At 42.3% G+C, this 18,695-nt stretch carries 17 protein-coding genes and 1 pseudogene; 10 read left to right on the top strand and 8 right to left on the bottom strand.

The genetic code is table 11. The annotated features are described in order from the left end of the window. The first annotated feature begins 4 nt into the window (after window positions 1-4). The gene (gene purF, locus ACFOHL_RS00995; RefSeq protein WP_376918334.1) at window positions 5-1,525 is read left to right on the top strand and encodes an amidophosphoribosyltransferase; all 1,521 of its coding nucleotides are present in this window, start codon (window positions 5-7) and stop codon (window positions 1,523-1,525) included. A 140-nt stretch (window positions 1,526-1,665) separates the two neighbouring features. On the opposite strand, the gene ACFOHL_RS00990 is transcribed toward purF, so the two are convergent. Further along, window positions 1,666-2,271: a Yip1 family protein gene (locus tag ACFOHL_RS00990; protein ID WP_376918333.1), complete on the bottom strand. Its 606-nt coding sequence runs from the start codon at window positions 2,269-2,271 to the stop codon at window positions 1,666-1,668. A 206-nt stretch (window positions 2,272-2,477) separates the two neighbouring features. After that, on the bottom strand, window positions 2,478-2,816 hold the full coding sequence (locus tag ACFOHL_RS00985; protein ID WP_376918332.1) for a hypothetical protein: 339 nt from the start codon (window positions 2,814-2,816) through the stop codon (window positions 2,478-2,480). A 122-nt stretch (window positions 2,817-2,938) separates the two neighbouring features. Here ACFOHL_RS00985 and nhaR point away from each other — a divergent pair, with 122 nt between their 5' ends. Then, entirely contained in the window at window positions 2,939-3,841 is a 903-nt protein-coding gene (nhaR, locus tag ACFOHL_RS00980; protein WP_376918331.1) for a transcriptional activator NhaR, read from the top strand. Window positions 3,842-3,869: 28 nt separating this feature from the next. Here the strand turns inward: nhaR and ACFOHL_RS00975 are convergent, their stop codons facing one another. Next, entirely contained in the window at window positions 3,870-4,202 is a 333-nt protein-coding gene (locus ACFOHL_RS00975; RefSeq protein WP_376918330.1) for a hypothetical protein, read from the bottom strand. Window positions 4,203-4,471: 269 nt separating this feature from the next. Between ACFOHL_RS00975 and pnp the strand changes: the two genes are divergently transcribed. The 4 genes and pseudogenes from pnp to ACFOHL_RS00955 all read left to right on the top strand — a co-directional run. Further along, window positions 4,472-6,604, top strand: coding sequence for a polyribonucleotide nucleotidyltransferase (gene pnp / locus ACFOHL_RS00970; RefSeq protein WP_376918329.1), 2,133 nt, complete (start codon window positions 4,472-4,474; stop codon window positions 6,602-6,604). A gap of 128 nt (window positions 6,605-6,732) precedes the next feature. Then, the gene (locus ACFOHL_RS00965; RefSeq protein WP_376918328.1) at window positions 6,733-7,044 is read left to right on the top strand and encodes a DUF1244 domain-containing protein; all 312 of its coding nucleotides are present in this window, start codon (window positions 6,733-6,735) and stop codon (window positions 7,042-7,044) included. Between the two features lie 733 nt (window positions 7,045-7,777). Next, window positions 7,778-8,278 (top strand): IS66 family transposase zinc-finger binding domain-containing protein, encoded by a 501-nt coding sequence (locus tag ACFOHL_RS00960; protein ID WP_376918327.1) that lies wholly within the window; start codon window positions 7,778-7,780, stop codon window positions 8,276-8,278. Beyond that, a pseudogene (locus ACFOHL_RS00955) lies at window positions 8,271-8,526 on the top strand (IS66 family transposase); the annotation flags it as partial. The gene ACFOHL_RS00960 and the pseudogene ACFOHL_RS00955, both read left to right, overlap by 8 nt. 251 nt (window positions 8,527-8,777) lie before the next feature. Here the strand turns inward: ACFOHL_RS00955 and ACFOHL_RS00950 are convergent. The 3 genes from ACFOHL_RS00950 to ACFOHL_RS00940 form a co-directional block, all read right to left on the bottom strand. Beyond that, complete coding sequence (locus tag ACFOHL_RS00950) at window positions 8,778-9,074, bottom strand: type II toxin-antitoxin system RelE/ParE family toxin (protein ID WP_376918326.1); 297 nt, start codon at window positions 9,072-9,074, stop codon at window positions 8,778-8,780. Then, on the bottom strand, window positions 9,071-9,286 hold the full coding sequence (locus tag ACFOHL_RS00945; RefSeq protein WP_376918325.1) for an addiction module protein: 216 nt from the start codon (window positions 9,284-9,286) through the stop codon (window positions 9,071-9,073). Before ACFOHL_RS00945 ends, ACFOHL_RS00950 begins: the two co-directional genes overlap by 4 nt. A gap of 359 nt (window positions 9,287-9,645) precedes the next feature. Next, the gene (locus tag ACFOHL_RS00940; protein ID WP_376918324.1) at window positions 9,646-9,954 is read right to left on the bottom strand and encodes a hypothetical protein; all 309 of its coding nucleotides are present in this window, start codon (window positions 9,952-9,954) and stop codon (window positions 9,646-9,648) included. 736 nt (window positions 9,955-10,690) lie between these two features. Between ACFOHL_RS00940 and nlpI the strand changes: the two genes are divergently transcribed. Continuing rightward, entirely contained in the window at window positions 10,691-11,569 is an 879-nt protein-coding gene (gene nlpI, locus ACFOHL_RS00935; protein ID WP_376918323.1) for a lipoprotein NlpI, read from the top strand. Between the two features lie 9 nt (window positions 11,570-11,578). Then, complete coding sequence (locus ACFOHL_RS00930) at window positions 11,579-13,180, top strand: hypothetical protein (protein WP_376918322.1); 1,602 nt, start codon at window positions 11,579-11,581, stop codon at window positions 13,178-13,180. A 42-nt stretch (window positions 13,181-13,222) separates the two neighbouring features. Here ACFOHL_RS00930 and cysZ read toward each other — a convergent pair whose 3' ends face one another. Both cysZ and ACFOHL_RS00920 read right to left on the bottom strand, forming a co-directional pair. Next, entirely contained in the window at window positions 13,223-13,963 is a 741-nt protein-coding gene (cysZ, locus tag ACFOHL_RS00925) for a sulfate transporter CysZ (protein WP_376918321.1), read from the bottom strand. 124 nt (window positions 13,964-14,087) lie between these two features. Continuing rightward, entirely contained in the window at window positions 14,088-14,933 is an 846-nt protein-coding gene (locus ACFOHL_RS00920) for a sulfurtransferase (RefSeq protein WP_376918320.1), read from the bottom strand. A gap of 419 nt (window positions 14,934-15,352) precedes the next feature. Here ACFOHL_RS00920 and ACFOHL_RS00915 point away from each other — a divergent pair, with 419 nt between their 5' ends. Both ACFOHL_RS00915 and ACFOHL_RS00910 read left to right on the top strand, forming a co-directional pair. Further along, window positions 15,353-17,320, top strand: coding sequence for an FAD-dependent oxidoreductase (locus ACFOHL_RS00915; RefSeq protein ID WP_376918319.1), 1,968 nt, complete (start codon window positions 15,353-15,355; stop codon window positions 17,318-17,320). 9 nt (window positions 17,321-17,329) lie between these two features. Next, the gene (locus tag ACFOHL_RS00910; RefSeq protein ID WP_376918318.1) at window positions 17,330-18,664 is read left to right on the top strand and encodes a cytochrome c3 family protein; all 1,335 of its coding nucleotides are present in this window, start codon (window positions 17,330-17,332) and stop codon (window positions 18,662-18,664) included. Window positions 18,665-18,695: the final 31 nt, after the last annotated feature.

The raw sequence follows: 18,695 nt of genomic DNA, 5'->3' as shown, positions 1-18,695 counted from the left end.
TTGTATGTGTGGTATTGTCGGTATTGTCGGAAAAGAGCCAGTAAATCAATCGATTTATGACGCACTTATCGTATTGCAGCATAGAGGACAAGACGCTGCGGGCATTATGACAATTGAAAACAATATGTTTAATTTGCGCAAAGCAAATGGTTTGGTCAGAGACGTATTTCACACTCGTCATATGAAGCGATTAAGTGGTAATGTGGGCATTGGGCACTGTCGATACCCAACTGCCGGTACATCGAGTTCTGCAGAAGCCCAGCCATTTTACGTTAATTCTCCTTTTGGTATTGCATTTGCTCACAATGGCAACCTGACCAATGCCCACGAATTACAAGAAGAAGTATTTCGCATTGCCCGTCGTCACATTAATACCAGTTCAGACTCCGAGTTACTCTTAAATATTATCGCGCATGAGCTGCAGTCCAATGCTAGCCTGAGTATTCAACCCGATGACATTTTTGACGCGGTAGAAAAAGTACACGAAAAAATTCGTGGTGCCTATGCAGTAGTTGCTGCGGTGATTGGTTACGGTATGGTCGCATTTCGTGACCCGCATGGTATTCGTCCTTTGGTCTTGGGTAAACGCCAGACAGAAAAAGGTGACGAGTATATGGTGGCCTCAGAGAGTGTGGCTTTAGACGCAGTCGGCTTTCAGTTTGTGCGGGATGTGGCACCCGGTGAAGCTATTTACGTGACTGAAGAAGGTCAGTTGTATACGCGTCAATGTGCTAAAAATCCCGTGTGTCACCCTTGTATTTTTGAATTCGTTTATTTTGCGAGACCAGACTCATTTATTGATGGCATTTCTGTCTATGCTTCTCGCGTAAATATGGGGACAAAGCTCGGCGAGAAAATCAAGCGCGAGTGGGCTGATAAAGATATTGATGTTGTTATTCCGATCCCAGAAACATCGATGGACGTGGCGCTACAAATTGCCAATACGCTTGGCTTGCCTTATCGACAGGGCTTTGTAAAAAACCGTTACATCGGACGCACCTTTATTATGCCTGGGCAAACAATGCGCCGTAAATCAGTTAGACGAAAACTTAACGCTATATCATCAGAGTTTAAAGGCAAGAATGTATTGCTGGTGGATGACTCAATTGTACGCGGCACAACGTCTGAGCAAATTATTGAAATGGCTAGAGAATCGGGTGCCAATAAAGTGTATTTTGCTTCTGCTGCGCCAGAAATCAGGTTTCCTAACGTATATGGTATCGACATGCCTTCTGCGGTAGAGTTGATTGCGTACGGCAGAGAAATCGAACAAATAAAGGATTGTATTAAAGCCGACGGTTTAATCTTCCAAAACATTGACGATCTTGTCGACGCAGTGTCATTGGAAAATAAAGCCATAACCAAGTTTGAAACTTCGGTATTTGATGGCGACTACGTGACAGGCGATGTAGATCAAGCGTATCTGGAGTCAATTGATAAAGCTAGAAGTGAGTCTGCTAAGAGCGCACCGCGTATTCAGGCAGAGCTGACAAATCTAGAAATGCACAATATGGGGACAGACTAAGCAGTAGCGGCTATGTCCAAGAAATCACCGTGAAATCACGTTGGCACGCTTTTGACGGTTTGGAACATAGCCCAGCAGATTATTTGTATTAACTAAATAATCTGCACTTGTGGGATCAACAAAAAAATAAAGACTTCCGCTTAGGCATATTGCGGACCTAATCCTAAGCTCCACAAAATAACAGACCCCGCCATTAGTATAACCATTAGTACTAAGCCACAAGTGACTACCGAGCTAGAAAATATGAAACCTTTTTCTTCAGGGATGTGCAGCATTATAGGTACGCCTGAGTACAAAAGATAAACTGAGTAAGAAATACCCACAAGTACTACTATCATTAAAAACCACAGTTCGGGGTAGAAAGCACCAAATCCTGCCATAAATAGCGGTGTAGCGGTATATGCAGCAATTTCGAGACTTTGTGTATAGTTAGGCTCTGCGTCAAATGACTTTGCGAGTTCGTGAATGAGAATCGCTAGAGCAATAACGCCAACGATGAGTCCAAAATACATAGCAACAGACATTGCTAGAGCGCTGTCATGGGTAAGTTTTATTGTATCAGCAGTTGCACCTGCACCAATACTCCAACCTAGTACACTTGATGAATAATACGCCATTCCAGATGGAATAAGCGCGATGAATAGTATGTGTGTTAACGCATACACATAGGATTCATGCTTTTTGTCAATGGTTTTCCACTCTTCTTTGGGGTGGGTGTAAATACCAAACAAATGATTTAATATCACAAATATTGCTCCTAAATAAAAGCGATTCATGCTCGCTCAAATCTAAAACTTGGTCGTCTCTTATCCTAAGAGCAATGGCCAAGCACACACTACATCAACTAGTGATGTTATTTTCGACTATAAGGCATTAACAATGAATTAACAAGTGCCGACTAAAAATATCGGAACCACGGGGATTTTGGATAGGAATACGCGATATCGTAAAGCTACAAGCGACTGACGGATTGTGTTGATATGCGATGTAGTTGGCGATGTTTGAGATGCCGGTCGATTGTGCGTTTGGCCTTGTTTGTCAGTTGCGTTATCGCATTTTCGAGATTGTCAGCTTTAACTTTTAGGTGAATTTTATTTGTGCCAGATAGATTGAACTTTGTCTCGGTAACAATTAATTGACTGCCATCTGCGCTAGTTTCTTCTTTTACATCAATGATGAAGTTGTCGATCACTGAAACATAGCGCGAGAGGCTGAGCGCTAAGCGAGTATCAATCATATTCCTGTCTGTTTCGCTTATCTTGAATTGCGCGGAATTGAGTTTATGTTGCATGTCCGACTATTAGTTACTTTCTCCGATGACTTAAACATAACAACAAAAAGTGAACAAAAAAATTCGATTAAAAGTATAAGAAACAATCGAAAAAAATGATGGATCCCTTGGAACAATAATTAATGGCAGATAATTTTAACTATAAACACCTGCACTACTTTTGGGTTGTGGCAACAGAAGGGAGTATTGCTCGTGCTGCCGATAAACTATTCATTACGCCACAGACGATAAGTGGTCAGTTAAGTATGTTGGAGGAGCGCATTGGTCAACCGCTTTTTGACCGCGTTGGGAGACGATTGCGATTGACCGAAACTGGGCGTTTAGTTTTGCGTTACGCCGACGAAATATTTGAGCTGGGCAAGGAATTAAATGATGTACTGAGAGGCGCGCCGTTGGTCGGTACATCAGAATTCATTATCAGTGCGGCGAGTGCTTTACCGAAGACCATTGTGTACAAAATTTTAGAGCCTGCACTCAATTTATCCAAAGATTTAAGCATCCTGTGTAAAGAAGGGCCGGTAGAAACGATATTGGGTGAGTTGGCGGTGCACGAAGTTGATATGGTACTAACAGATACGCCCTTATCAAGTGCATATAGCATCAAAGCTTATAATCACTATTTAGGGCAGTCCAGCCTGACGTTTTTTGCATCACCGGACTTAGCCAAGCAGTTAAGCGGAACTTTTCCAGCCTGTTTAAACGACCAGCCAATATTGCTGCCCACCAAGCAATATGCAGTTAGACAGCTCTTTGACAAATGGTGCCAAGATTCCAATATTTTCCCGATTGTGAGAGGGCAATATGACGACAGTGCTTTGATGAAGAGTTTTGGCAGAGCAGGCTTTGGTATATTTTTTATGCCAAGCATCATCGAACAGGAGGTCGTAGAGAGTTTTGGTGTTGAAATCATTGGCTCTTTGAGTGAAATCACCCAAAAGTTTTATGCAATATCAGCAGAGCGAAAAGTTACCCATCCGGCCGTTGCCGCGATTTGCAGTACAGCCAGAGACATAATATTCAATTAGTACCTTTGTATCTGCTAGGAAATCAATTTTATTGTTTCTGCAAGCGCGCAATAATAAGTAATTCCTCAGATTGTGGTTTAAGTCGATTTTGTAAGGTACTGATTTCTTCATTGCTCAAAGACTGCAACCATTCTGTGTAAAAGCTGATTGCGCGTTTTCGTCTTTGAAGATGACAAAAAGTGAATGTGACGAAAACGCCAACAAATATCAGTAAGCTGAGTAACGCGACTGTGCCTGAAGCACTTTCTTTAAGTGAAAGGATGCCAGCAATCGTGCAGACAGCGACAACACAAAGCAAAACACCGTATTCGACCATGCCGAGGGTAGGTTGAAAATCATTGATTTTTTTAAACGTTAGCATCGCGATAACCTCCGCTATGATAACTCGACAATTCGAGTTTGTTTCCCTTCTCTAACTTAGTATCGAGCGTTCATATGCGTATTTAGATCTGGATTTTTATACTTCGGTATTGAAGTTTCGGGATGAAACAGTGGTGCAGGTGCAACAGTAAAGTACAAATTGCGGTATTTTTTGTATTTACGGGCTAGATTTATGGCATTGGTGAGTATATGTGGCTATACTACGCGCGCGTTTAAAAGCATATAGTTATTAATTTTAAAGGATAAATAGTGACTCCTATTACAAAAACATTCCAGTATGGTCAACATACTGTCACACTCGAAACGGGTGTAATTGCTAGACAAGCCACTGCTGCAGTTCTTGCGAGCATGGACGACACCTCTGTATTAGTGACAGTTGTCGGAAAAAAAGAAACAAAAGCTGGGCAAAACTTTTTCCCACTGACAGTAAACTATCAAGAAAAAACTTACGCTGCAGGTAAAATCCCAGGCGGCTTCTTCAAGCGGGAAGGGCGCCCATCTGAAAGCGAAACATTAATCGCTCGTTTGATCGACAGACCTATTCGCCCTCTGTTCCCAGAAGGTTTCATGAACGATGTCCAAGTTGTTATTACTGTGGTTTCTGCAAACCCAGAAATTCCAACAGATATTATCTCAATGATTGGTACATCAGCAGCGCTTGCTATCTCGGGTATCCCTTTTAACGGTCCAATCGGTGCTGCACGCGTCGGTTATATTAACAATGAGTTTGTACTGAACACGCGCACAAGTGAAATGTCCGACAGCCAACTAGACTTAGTGGTTGCGGGTACGCAAAGCGCCGTATTGATGGTGGAATCTGAAGCAGCAATCTTACCTGAAGATGTCATGCTAGGTGCAGTCGTATATGGTCACGAGCAGTCTCAAACAGTTGTAAATGCGGTTAATGAGTTTGCTGCAGAAGTCAATGTCACGCCTTGGGATTGGGTTGCACCAGAGGCCAACACAGCATTAAAAGACAAAATTAAAGCGATCGCCGAGTCTGAAATGACCGAGGCTTATCAAATTTCTGATAAGTTAGCGCGCAAAGACGCAGTCACCGCGATTACCGAAAAAACAATTGAAACTCTGGTCGCAGAAGACGAAGAACTTGACGCAACGGAAATCGCCGAACTGACCCATGAGCTAGAAAGTGACATTGTTCGCTCGCGTATTTTGGCCGGTGAAAAGCGTATTGATGGCCGTGATCCAGAAACAATACGTGCCTTGCATGTTGCAACGGGTGCATTACCTAGAACCCACGGTTCTGCATTGTTTACTCGCGGTGAAACACAAGCACTTGTTGTCGCGACATTAGGAAATGAGCGTGACGCGCAACTTATCGAAGAGCTAACAGGTACCACCAACAGCCGCTTTATGTTGCACTATAACTTCCCTCCATATTGCGTGGGTGAAACAGGCATGATTGGCTCACCTAAACGTCGAGAAATCGGACACGGTAAGCTTGCCAAACGCGGTATTCAAGCAGTAATGCCGTCTGAAAAAGAATTCCCATATGTTGTACGAGTGGTGTCAGAAATCACGGAATCAAACGGTTCTTCATCAATGGCTTCAGTATGCGGTACGTCTCTAGCACTTATGGATGCTGGTGTACCTATAAAGGCCTCTGTAGCCGGTATCGCTATGGGTCTGGTTAAGTCAGACGAGAACTTTGTTGTACTGTCTGACATTTTAGGTGATGAAGACCACTTAGGCGATATGGACTTCAAAGTAGCTGGGACTACCGAGGGTGTCACTGCTTTACAAATGGATATCAAGATCGAAGGTATAACAACCGAAATCATGCAAATTGCATTGAAACAAGCAAAAGAAGCGCGTTTGCATATTCTTGGTGTAATGGATCAGGCTATTTCTGGCCACAGAGATGAAATGTCTGAGTTTGCCCCTCGAATTTATCAAATGAAAGTTGATTCAGATAAAATCAGAGATGTCATTGGTAAAGGTGGAGCCACTATTCGCGCGATCACCGAAGAGTCTGATACCAACATTGAAATTGAAGATGACGGTACGATTAAGATTTTTGCTACCGAAAAAGCGAAAGCCGATCTTGCTATTTCTAAAATCGAAGCGGTTACAGCTGAAGTTGAAATTGGCAAAGTTTACCACGGTAAAGTATCGCGTATCGCCGACTTTGGTGCTTTTGTAGAAGTGCTACCTGGTAAAGACGGGCTGGTACACATTTCTCAAATCGCACACGAGCGTGTCGCTAAAGTGACAGATTATTTGTCTGAAGGGCAAATGGTTGACGTTAAAGTCATGGATATTGATAGACAAAATCGTGTACGTTTGAGTATGAAAGAACTTATTGAAAAGCCAGCACCTGAGGCTGCCGATACTCAAGATTCGGACAGTGACGCTGAATAATTTTTTTTGGTTTTAGTCAAAAAAGGAGCCTAGGGGGCTCCTTTTTAATTGGTGATGCTTCCTTTGAGCAGCCATTCACAAAGAACACAGAAACGACGAATTTGTTAAGTAAGTAACGAGGTAATAGTATGGTTGATAAAAATTTTGATTCAGAGAAGCTTCAAGCTGCCGCGTTTAGACGCTTACTTGAGCATCTAGACGAAAATAAGCAAGTCCAAAATATAGACTTAATGATAACGGCTGATTTTTGTCGGAATTGCTTGTCAAAGTGGTATATGGCCGCTGCGAAAGAGCAAGGGATAGACATGGATTATGATCAAGCCAGAGAAGCAATCTACGGTATGCCTTATTCAGAGTGGAAAGAAAATCATCAGATACCTGCAACACCTGAGCAAATGGCGGCATTTGAAGCGCGTCAGGCATCTAAGAAAAGCGATTGATGGCACCATCGTGTCAATCAATACAGTTGCACGCTACCCTAGAACGTTAAACTCGACTAGGTGATGTTGTGTTGACTGACACGTATTTTGTTATCGCAAATCAATCTGCTTTTAGCTGCAGTGTCTCGAACGGCTTGTATAGACATATTATCATCGCTTGATGTATTTGCCATTTATGACGACTACGGGTTCAGTGACGGTATATCTCTCTCCTTCACTCCATGCTTGTGTCCTAAAGAGAACCATTTGAGTGTCTTCGGCGTTCTTGATCCACTCTATGGGTTCAGTAACCACTTTTTCATATTGATTAATTTTCTTTATCCCGAGCTTAGCTATATTTTGATAGGTTACAGGAGTGACGTCGATAATTTTATCATTTGAAACGATCTGGCAAACTGGGAATTTATTTAAAACACATGAAGCAGAAGCTGTTTTGTCAGAATTCCAAATCTCAACTCTACTTTCCTGAGCAAATGAGGTTAAATGAAAAAGTGCTAAAGAGTGTTAATGATAGCTCTGAGCATGGTAATACCTAACGAGGCTGTAGAAAAACTAAAACGCGAAAAAAACTTCGCGCTCTACGTTGATTATTTTTATAGTTCAATTGTTCAAGCTATCTTAAATTTAAGTAGCAACACGGGGAAAACAGCAGTTCATAAATAGCGATTATCGTTCACGATTTAGTCTAAGTAAAAACAACACCTTAACCCAGCTTTACGGTAAAGTACGGGCCATGAAATTAAGCCTCGAACAGTCAAGTAAGCGAATAGTCTTGCTCAAGCAAAAGCGCGATGAGCAAGGCTTAACGACGACTGAAAAAGACGCTCTGATTACTTTGCAAGAAGCAAGATTAGACTTTTTAGAGGAGCAGTTTCGCTTAGCTCGTCATAAGCTTTTTGCCAGTAACAGTGAAGTGCAACCAAAGCATGACGATCTATTTAACGAAGTGGAAGAGATTGCGGCGCTTGAGCTTGAACAGGCGAATAGTGAACAAACAGATGATGAGCAAGCGCCGGCTCAAGAGAAAAAGAAACGCACCCGACATACTAAGCCCTTTGCTGCTCATATAATGCGTGAAGTCATTATCCACGATGTTGATGAGGCGGATAAAGTCTGTGAGTACTGCCAAGGTCAAATGCATGTCATGGGCAAAGATGTGACTGAAAAATGTGTGTTTGAGCCCGAGACCACCAAGATTGAGGAGCACCACCGTTTAAAATATGCGTGTCGATGATGGTCGACTAGACATCGACAACAATCGCTGTGAGAGAGCAGTAAAACCCTTCGTTACTGGACGTAAGGCTTGGTTATTCTCTAAAACAGCCAACGGTGCGAACACAAGCAATCCTTTACTCGATTGTACAAACGGCATTCGCTAATGGCTTAGTACCTTACGATTATCTCATGCATGTGATGGAAAAAATCATGCAAGATAACGTTGAACCGGAACAATTGCTTCCTTGGAATGTTGAACTAGGCTAGTGTGGTTCTAACGACGCTTACGATCTCACTACCATCGAGTTATTGCTGACAATTGATGGGCTTAAAGCGCGGAATAACCAATGCTTCATGAGCCTGTTTGGCAATATCTATTTGATCAAAAAGCGTGAACTGGAGGAAGTAATAAGTGATGTTTTTTGGGCTGATTTGTTTTTTTCTAAAACTTCAACTCCTAATTAGGGTGCGCAGCGCCGTCAGGTCCTGAGTCACAGCGCAGCGACATAGATATCATGTCAGTTTTCATACCTTTCAGCCCAATAATTCGGTTTTCTATGATTGTTAGCAACAGCAACGATTAGAATCTCATCAACTCTAATTTGATAAATGACTGAGTGTGGAAATTTGTTCATCAAACAACGTCTCGTAAATTTACTCAATCGTTGCCAAGCTTCAGGATTTCTTTTTAACCTCACTAGGGTCGATTCAAATTCTTCAATGAAAGTCCGGCCTAATCCAACATGAACACTTTCATAATACGAATAAGCATCATCTAGTTCAGTAGCTGCAATACTTAGAAATCTGGTTTTCATTTATATTTTTGCAGTACCTCTTCAGCAGCCAATGAACCGAGTCTTCCATCTTCATAGCTTTCAACTCGGCTATCTGCTTCTTCAGCCCAAATTTCTTCGGTTTGCTTACTGGGCATATCTAAGCTTTGCAGCAGTTTTTCAACGACTTCTATTCGCTGATTCACGGGTAATGCTAAAACATCTTCGAGTAAAGTATTTGAATCACTCTTCATTTGCAGTCTCCTAACTTACCTCGATGAATAATAGCATTGAAAAGAATGAAGATATATCATGAAAAACTAATGAGGCTGTAGAAAAGCTAAAACGCGAAAAAACTTCGCGCTCTACGTTAATTATTTTTATAGTTCAATGGTTGAACCTATCTGTAATTTAAGTAGCAACGCTGAAAAAGCTCAATATTTACACAACTTTTTAAAATGAAAATATAGAACGACTTTTTCTACAGTCTCAACGCTCCGCTCAGTGGCGAGGTGCGCGGAGTGGTTTTGTGTTATTGTTTGAGCGAAGCGAGCAACACAAAAATGCGGAGTGCGCATCGTCCATCTGGAGCGGCTTGTTAGAGTACATTTTATTAAGGTTCTTCATATTCTATATATTTCAACCGGTCTGGCAACTCGCTAGGTTTAGGTATTTTCGTTTTCCCTTCTGGTGTAATTAGTGGTTTAGATAAGTTCAAATAGTGAAAAAAGAAAACCCAATGCCCTTTTTCTACATTAATTGGATTTTCATCGTATGCTATCTGCCAGTTTTCTAATGGTTGCCCTTCACCTTCCTGTGTCACTTTTCCCCAGTCAAATTCATCTATATCTGTGCTAACTATCACCTCTACCAAATGGCAAGGCTCTGCTGCATTGATTGGGTATACGCCAAGAATTTCCATAGCACTGATTGCACTCTAACAATTTATTGTAAGCGTACCTGTGGATAAGTTTTCTGTCCCAAGGTCGCGTATAAAATTTCTTCTTTCTTCACTATATTTCCTCATACCGTATATGGCAAGCGTTCTGTGGAATGTCGTTTTTTCACAGTGTGGTGATTGATTTCTAATGTCGGAAAAGTGCTCTTATACGACAAGGATAACTTTTTCATGGAAGTAACTAATTTTTGTTCTCTAAATTTTTGACTCAGTTCTGTGATTTCTTGCACCAAAAAAACGGTATGCGAAAAAAACGATGGAAAGCTATTTATGATTGAGGATTTTATTTGGAGTAAAACACCTCACAAGCTAAAAAAACATATTTTAGTCTTAATATGAACAATCCTGACTACGGTGGTTTTACCCACTGCATCGCATTAAGAAAAAACACTAAAATGCCGCTTATGATCATAAACGGGCACTAACTTTTTCCTTACGTGCAAATCGTCCAAACACCTATTAAACGGCGCAATACGAAGGTATCATGTCGTTCCAAAAACTATATAACTTGCGGTCAAAAGCACCACTCGAAAATCACAAATTAATTAAACTGTTGTACCCCCTTTTCAAAAAATTGAAGACTAGAGGCACTATTTAGAAAAAGATCAAAATCACTTTTCGCCTTTGAAAGGCTTTACTGTTTTTGTTACTCTCAGCGTGAGGGATTGACCCATCACTTAAAACGGGAGCGGAAGCGACATTGAAGCGTACTAATCTATTATGGCTATGCTTATTGGTCTTGAGTTTAACGGCATGTCAAACTGCGCCGGTCAGACCTACGCTGATGAATAGCCTTTTATTGGCGGAACCAGAGCCAACTAGCCAGCGCTCTCAAATGGTTATTGCTAGATATACGCATATTTTGTACAAAGCACCGCTCAGTGACGAAGAAAAAGCCGAGTTGCTGTTTCAACGTGGTATTGCCTACGATGCAATTGGCTTGACAAGTTTAGCAAGACTTGACTACACAGAAGCCCTGCGTCTTAAGCCAGACATGGCGGCAGCCTACAACTCTGTTGGTGTACACTACATCCAGCAAGGTAATTATTTACAGGCATTTGAAGCCTTCGATTCAACCTTGGATATTAATCCTGATTACGATTTTGCTTTGTTAAATCGAGGGATCGCGCTTTATTACGCTGGTCGGGCTGAGTTGGCTTCCGTCGATACTGCCGCATTTTTACAAAAAGATAAATCAGACCCATATCGGGTGTTGTGGCGATTTATTACTGAAAATAAAGTTGACCCAATTGCCGCGCACAATGAGTTATCAGAAAACCGTTTACAACTCGACTCCGACAATTGGGCGACGAGTATCGTCGATTTCTATTTAGGCAAAATCGATGAGAAAGCCGTGATTGCGAGTTTACTCGACAATGTGAGTTCGCAAACTGAATTAAATAATCGATTGTGTGAAGCCTATTTTTATCTGGGTAAATACCATGCCGCACGGGGTAACGAGATGGTTGCCACCAATTATTTTAAATTGTCCTTAAGCACAAACGTGCATGAATACGTTGAACATAAGTATGCCAGAATAGAACTGGGCAACTTAAGAACTCGAACGGAAGAGCCTTAGTCACTGGCTATGCGTTTACGTTTGTTTCAATGTGCATTGTTGCTGTTCACTTTTGTTTTTGTGTCGAGTAGCTCGCATTTAAACCCCGCTTTTCTTTTATCTCAAGGGCTAGAAAAACAGCAGCCATATTTGCTTTGGCAGGCATATGTTCTCGGCGCTGAAGACGCAGATGATGCGCTTTTTGAGTACAGTGTTAGCGCATCTTCCCCAGAGCCTTGGCTAGCTATGTTGGCAAAAAGTGGTCATGTAATATCATCTGTTTATTTGGCAGATAATGCCACTAACAAACAAACCCAAGCCAAATATTACGCCTTAGCTGCACAACAAGGTCATGCTAGGGCTCAGTTTGAATATGCACTCCTACACGATACAAATATCAATGGGATGTTAAGGTTTTTAAAAGCTTCAGCTAAACAAGCATATTCACCCGCTATCATAGCATACGCAAAACATTTACATGCAAATGAGTATACAAACGACAAGGTTAACGAAGATGAGGTATTGTATTGGTTGGAAAAAGCCTCATTGCTGGACGCCGAAAGTGCGATAAAGCAAGCCAAACGCTTGTGGAATAAAAATAACAAGGAACAAGCAATTGCCAAGTTTATGCTGGCGAAGGAGATTGGTAGTACGCGAGCGGACCGTTATATTGATATATTGCAAAATTACGCTGTGCAGCCAGTGACATCGGTGTTTGCGCCGCAGCAACAACAAACTAAATGTTTGCAAGAAGTCCAAGCCTTGGCTTTTTCTCTAGAATCGATGTTGCAAGCGGTAGAAATGCGTGAGAAGTTTTTAGTCGATAATAGAATGTCAAGCTTAGGCATTTGTTTACAAAAGCCAATTTGGCTAGATGGCGAGCAAGTGCGTTGTGCATTTGATCCTAAAAGTGGCAGAAATACCTGTGATTTTTATCCTTTGGTTTCACAAAAGTCTGCTCCTAGCTTCAGCCATCTCGTGTTTTTTGTTGAGCGTGGCAAGGCCTATGTAAACAACGGGGCGATGTACATTGACCTCGCCGATGAATACTCTGTGTTTGTACATGAATTGGCGCATTTTGTTGGCTTTGTTGACGAATACACCTTGAGTGAATCTGCGGCCGAACATTATTGCTTAGCGGACACCGCGCCAAATTTGTTAGTGCATGATCCCATTAGCGAAAAAGCAAAAGGAAAATTGGATTGGTGGCGCCGCTTGTTTGCTCAGACTCAGTTTGCTCAAGCTCAGGCAGGCGCGTTAGAGCAGCGAAAAAACAGTCAGCAGTTTGTATCTTTAACTGAAAATACTAACTACGTTGAGAACGAAGACAAAGTTGGAAACATGGATAGCCAACAAGCCTCAGAGCAAAATGTCATACCTAGTCTAAGCATAGCGCCCAGCCGCTCCTGCAAAAAATTAGATTTACAAGTGTTTAAGCCCAGCGCAGATATTACGTTTTTAGAGCATCATGATACTGAGAATATCCCCGAACTGTACTTGTTGATGTGGCAAGCGTTATTACAACAACAAGCAGCCGAAAAACCTTTGATTAAGCTGTTTTTAGAAGCAGCCAACCAGAGTAAAGATGCTGATTTAATTGATTTCTGGGCAGATGCATACTATTCGCTTTAAAAGGTCAAGATCCAAACCTTGAACAAACATGGTTCATTTAGCTTAGCCATAACGCCTTGCCAGCGCCTCCTCGCGCATTTGCTCTACCCACATTTGTGTTGCTCCGCAGATTGCCACAGGCATCACGATAAAATTGACAATTGGAATGAGTGAAAACACACTCACCAAAATACCAAAACTAAAACTGCGACTTTTGTCTTCGGCTAATTGTTGACGCATTGGTTTAAAGCCAATTTTGTGATTATCAAAGGGATAGTCACAATACTGAATCGCCATCATCCATGCACCAAATAAAAACCACAAAATTTGGCCAATAACGGGAAGAAAGAAAAATGCTAACAAAAACACAAACGCTCTTGGTAAGAAGTAGCCAAGTTTTGCTAGCTCACGCCCAAGGGTTCGTGGAATATCTTTAATAACCGCGCCCAAACCCTCATTGCCTAGAGGTTGCTTGCGCAAATGCAACTCAATTTTTTCGCTTAAAATACCGTTGAAGGGGGCGGCAATCCAGTTAGCTAAGGTGCCGAATACTAATGTAAAAATCAACAAAACGGCAATCACTGCTATTGGCCAAAGCAAATAACTCAACCAACTCATAAAAGAGGGAAGAAGATCCAATATGTAGGTTACACTGCTTTGGATGTAGCCCAATATAAAGTAAAAAGCGAATGAAAATAAAACAAGGTTGACGGCAAACGGCACAAATACAAAGCGTTTGATACCTTTGGTTTTGATGAGCTCAAAACCATTCAGAAAATATCGCGCACCACTTGTTGTTACCATTAAAATTCCCTCGAGTATTATTTAGTGAAAGCAAAGCTTGTCGTAAGCTGTAGTATATCTATTGCGATAAAAACAGATATTTATATTTGTTACTAAACATGTCGTAAAGCTGCAACACGGCGACTTACTCTATCGGCAGGCTTGTGTTTGCTCCCCATTCGCTCCATGAACCGTCATAGAGGCTCAGATTGCGGTATCCGGACAGATAAGCAGCCAGAATCACAATACAGGCGGTCATGCCCGATCCACATGATGCAATAAGGTTTTGTGATTTGTTTGCTATAGCCATGTCTTCAAATAGCTGATTTAAGGTGGTTACATCACGAAAATGTAATCCATCATCGCTTAATACCCGTGCAAAAGGTAAGTTGATAGAGGAGGGGATGTGTCCACTACGCAAACCTGCTCGAGGTTCTGGGCTTGTGCCATTAAATCGCCCCGCACTGCGTGCATCAACGATATGGGTATCTTGTTTTGCTATGCTGGCGAGGACATCGGTAAACGTACTGACTTTTTTTGGGCTGCTAGTCAGTTGAATATCGCCTAGAGGGACAGATGTGTACTTGGTGTCTACAGCGTAATCGTTTGCTACCCATGCAGGTAATCCACCGTCAAGCACATAAACCTGTTCAAAGCCCATCACTTTAAACATCCACCAAGCGCGAGGCGCTGAGTAAATACCTTGGTTGTCATATATAACGATGGTGCTATCGCGTCTTACGCCTAAGGCCTGTGCTTGAGCATTAAATTGTTCGGCGCTGGGCATCGTGTGCGCGTATGACGAAGACTTATCGTGAAAACTATCGTCAAGATCAATATGCTGGCTATTTGGCAAACAGTAAAATGCGTCGTAATCGATCGGTGTTTTGCCTACTACTTTTTGCACACTGGCATCGAGCACAAGTAATTTCGGACTACCCAAATGTTGCTTAAGGGCTTGGCAACTTACCAAGGCGGTAGTATTAAACATTGAAGCTACTCCATACCTGTTTGACGGAAACTTGAATTAGTGAAACTGCCCTTTTTCAGGGAAGACCTTGCGTAAACACTCTCAAAATGGTGCACTATTTTGTGATTTATTTGAAACTAAATTAATTAAGTCTTTGTTTTGTATTGGAATATATTTTTGGCTTAAATAATGCAGTCTCGACATAATTAAGCGAGTACGTGATATAACAAAGGCGTTATGTAGAGAATATGTAGACATTCTCCGTACTTCGTTAAAAGCCTACTTATCACTGTATGTAAGTTAAAGCATGTAAATAGCCATTCAAGCTTAGTGCTCAAATTTACCGAGTTAAAGTAGCAAACTAACAATTTGGAATACCGGCAAAGACGCCATACTGCTCACGCAGTATGGCGTTTTTTTTGTTTTTAAAAGGCTAAAAAATGACGCTGGCAGTAGAGACTCCGCAAGCAAGCAACACATCTGAGACTGTTCCCTATGATCTTATCGTGGTAGGAAACGGCCCTGTTGGTGTGCATTTTGTCAATCAATTGCATAAGCAAGGCTATGAGGGCAGTATCGCGGTTTTTGGTGAGGAAGAATGTGGTCCTTACAATCGGGTCAAGCTCTCGTCATTTTTAAATGGTGACATGCCGCTTTCTGCCTTAGACAATCCAATAAACGCACAAAGCAACATTGTTGAACACCTGCATTGTAGAATTGAGAACATTGACCCTGCGCTACAAATTGTCACAGACCAGCAGGGTATCAGCTATCGCTTCAAGAAACTTGTATTAGCGACTGGCTCAACGCCTCATGTGCCGCAAATAGAAGGAAGCGAGCTCACAGGCGTGTATTGTTTTCGAAACATGAAAGATACCCAAGCGCTCTATGCAAGGCGCTTGAAATCTCGCACAACAGTGGTGATTGGTGGTGGTCTGCTGGGTTTAGAAACCGCAAAAGCCATGCTTAAGTATTCCACCGAAGTCTTGCTCGTGCATCATTCGCCACGCCTTATGAACAGGCAATTAGATGACGAAGCGGCAAGGCGCTTACAAGACTATGCCGAATCGACTGGGATTAAGGTGCGTGTTGGCTGCCAAGTGAGCAAAATCGTGGGTGAGCGCACGGTACAGTCAATCGTAATAAACAACACTGAAGAAATCATCTGTGACACGGTAATTTTCACGACAGGTATTCGCCCAAGCACGCAGCTAGCCATGGATGCCCGTATTACCGTAAATAGAGGGATCAAGATAGATGAGACATTGTCCACGAGCGCGCAAAACATATATGCGATAGGGGAGTGCGCAGACTTTAACGGGCAAGTCTATGGTTTGGTGGCACCCGGCCTTGAGCAAGCCTCTATTCTAGCCAATAATTTAACTGGAAAATCCTTTGTGTACAAAGGCGCTTCATTGATTACCGAACTCAAGGTGATGGGATTGAGTGTGTTTTCGATGGGTCTAGTCGGTGAAGAATATGAAGCGCAAATAGACGAAAACATCATCTATCAAGATGAAGAAGTGTACCGTCGTTTACTTTTATATAAGGGGCGTCTGGTAGGCGCGATTTGTGTTGGTGATTCGCCTGAATTAAAGCAGCTACAAAAGGCCGTAGAAAGTCGCGCTCGTGTTTTGCCTTGGAACAAAAAGCGCTTTATGTCGTTTGGGCGGTTATTTAGCGATAAATCTACAAGTCCAGCAAGCTTCTCCGACAACACAGTGATTTGTAACTGCCAACAAGTGACGGCTGGACAAATCAGGCAATGCGCCAAATTAAACAACAATAACATCGCCATCGTGGAAGACACACTGGGTGTCAGTAAGGTATGTGGTACTTGTAAACCATTGGTGCAGGCTATGCTCGATCAAAAGGTTGAGCAATTGCCAGTTAAAAAAGTACTGCTTGTGAGTTCGATTTTGGCTGCAATAGTGGCCGCTCTACTGGTCTTTTTACCCTCACCCCTCGCTCCCCAATCTGTTCAAGATACTAACATTAGTTGGCTATGGACGGACGGTTTAGCTAGGCAGATAAGCGGGTTTGTCATACTCGGTTTGACGGCACTAGGTTTGCTCTTTTCTTTGCGAAAACGCATGACAAAAATCACGTGGTTAAGTTTTGATTTTTGGCGCGGATGGCATGTTATTTTGACCGCTATCGCCCTCGCCACCTTATTTGCTCACACAGGCATATCAATGGGAGAGGGGATTAATCGTTGGTTAATCGTTAACTTCGTCGCGATCATTGCCGTGGGCGTCTTATCTGGCATAACAGCATCTATGGAGGGTTACTGGGCGTCGTCTACATTGAAATCCATAAAACGCAAGTTGGTTTGGGGGCATATTCTTGCATTTTGGCCGTTTCCCATTCTCTTGGCTTACCACGTTTTGTCCGTGTATTACTTTTAGGGGAAAGGCGTGAAGTTAAAGTCTGTATTAATTTGGTGTACGTGGTTGTTGGTTGCTCTGGGTTTAGCGGGGTATTTAGGTGCGCAAATGTTTACTGAAGAACAAAAGCCTGATTTTTTGATTGGTGAGTCAAGTCACGGACACTATCAAATAGAATTGCAGTGTGTCGCCTGCCACGAATCGCCATTTGGTGGGCCAGAAGTGTTGCAAAATGCGTGTACATCCTGTCATGCAGAAGAACTAAAAGCCTCACATGACTCACACCCCAAGAGCAAGTTTACCGATCCGCGCAATGCCGATAGATTAGCAGTCATTGACGCGCGTCAATGTATTGCCTGCCATGTTGAGCACAATCCTGAAATTACACACCCTATGGGGGTGAGTCTGCCCGAAGATTTTTGTTTTCATTGCCACCAAGATATTGCAGAAGACAGGCCATCTCACCAAGGTATGGAATTCAACACCTGTGCCTCTTCTGGGTGTCACAATTATCATGACAACCGAGCCCTGTACGAAGAGTTTTTAGTTGATAATGCTCAGGGGCATTGGTTACACGACGACTATCAAACAATCAATCGAGATTTAAAGGCTTATTTGCAAGCAACCGGTAATGTGCCTGAAGACAAACCACAGGTGAAAACTCAAATGAATGATGCCGAACTGTCAGCAATGACTGATTGGACTCATTCTAAACACTATGAAAGCAATATAGCTTGCGTCAATTGTCATGGCTCTGAAGACAATTGGTTGGATAAACCTCCTATGCAGCAGTGTCAAAACTGTCATCAGCAAGAGTTTGATGGCTTTACCAGCGGAAAACACGGCATGCGTTTAGCCGTGGGTATGACACCCATGACGCCTGCTATGTCTAGAACAAGCAATAGTACCCTGTCTTTCCATGAAGCGAATTCGAACACGCCTCTTACTTGCAACACTTGCCACAACCCACACATTGTTGATGTGAAGCAAGCGGCAGTCAATAGTTGTTTGAGTTGCCACTCTGATCAACACAGTGAATCGTTTCTTGATTCTCCTCATGGGCAACTTTGGCAAGCCTATGAAAATGGCCAGATTGCAGATACTGAGGCGGTGAGCTGTGCGAGTTGTCACATGCCGAGAATAACCGTCAATGAAATGGGCATCGATAGAGTGCTGGTTCAACACAATCAAAACGCAGTGTTAAGACCCAATGAAAAGATGATACGGCCGGTGTGTATGTCTTGTCATAGTTTGGCTTTTTCAATCGACGCTTTAGCGGATAAAACTTTGATAAAAAACAACTTTACTGGCAAGCCAGCGAAGCATATTGAAAGCATAGACATGTCCTTGGAACGTGTGAAATAAAATCGATTTACAACCAACTGGAGAAACACAA

Source organism: Agaribacter flavus (assembly GCF_042646125.1).
GTDB classification, from domain to species: domain Bacteria; phylum Pseudomonadota; class Gammaproteobacteria; order Enterobacterales; family Alteromonadaceae; genus Glaciecola; species Glaciecola flavus.
The sequence above is the reverse complement of the archived record's forward strand: the minus strand, read 5'-3'. Positions and strand labels throughout refer to the sequence as shown.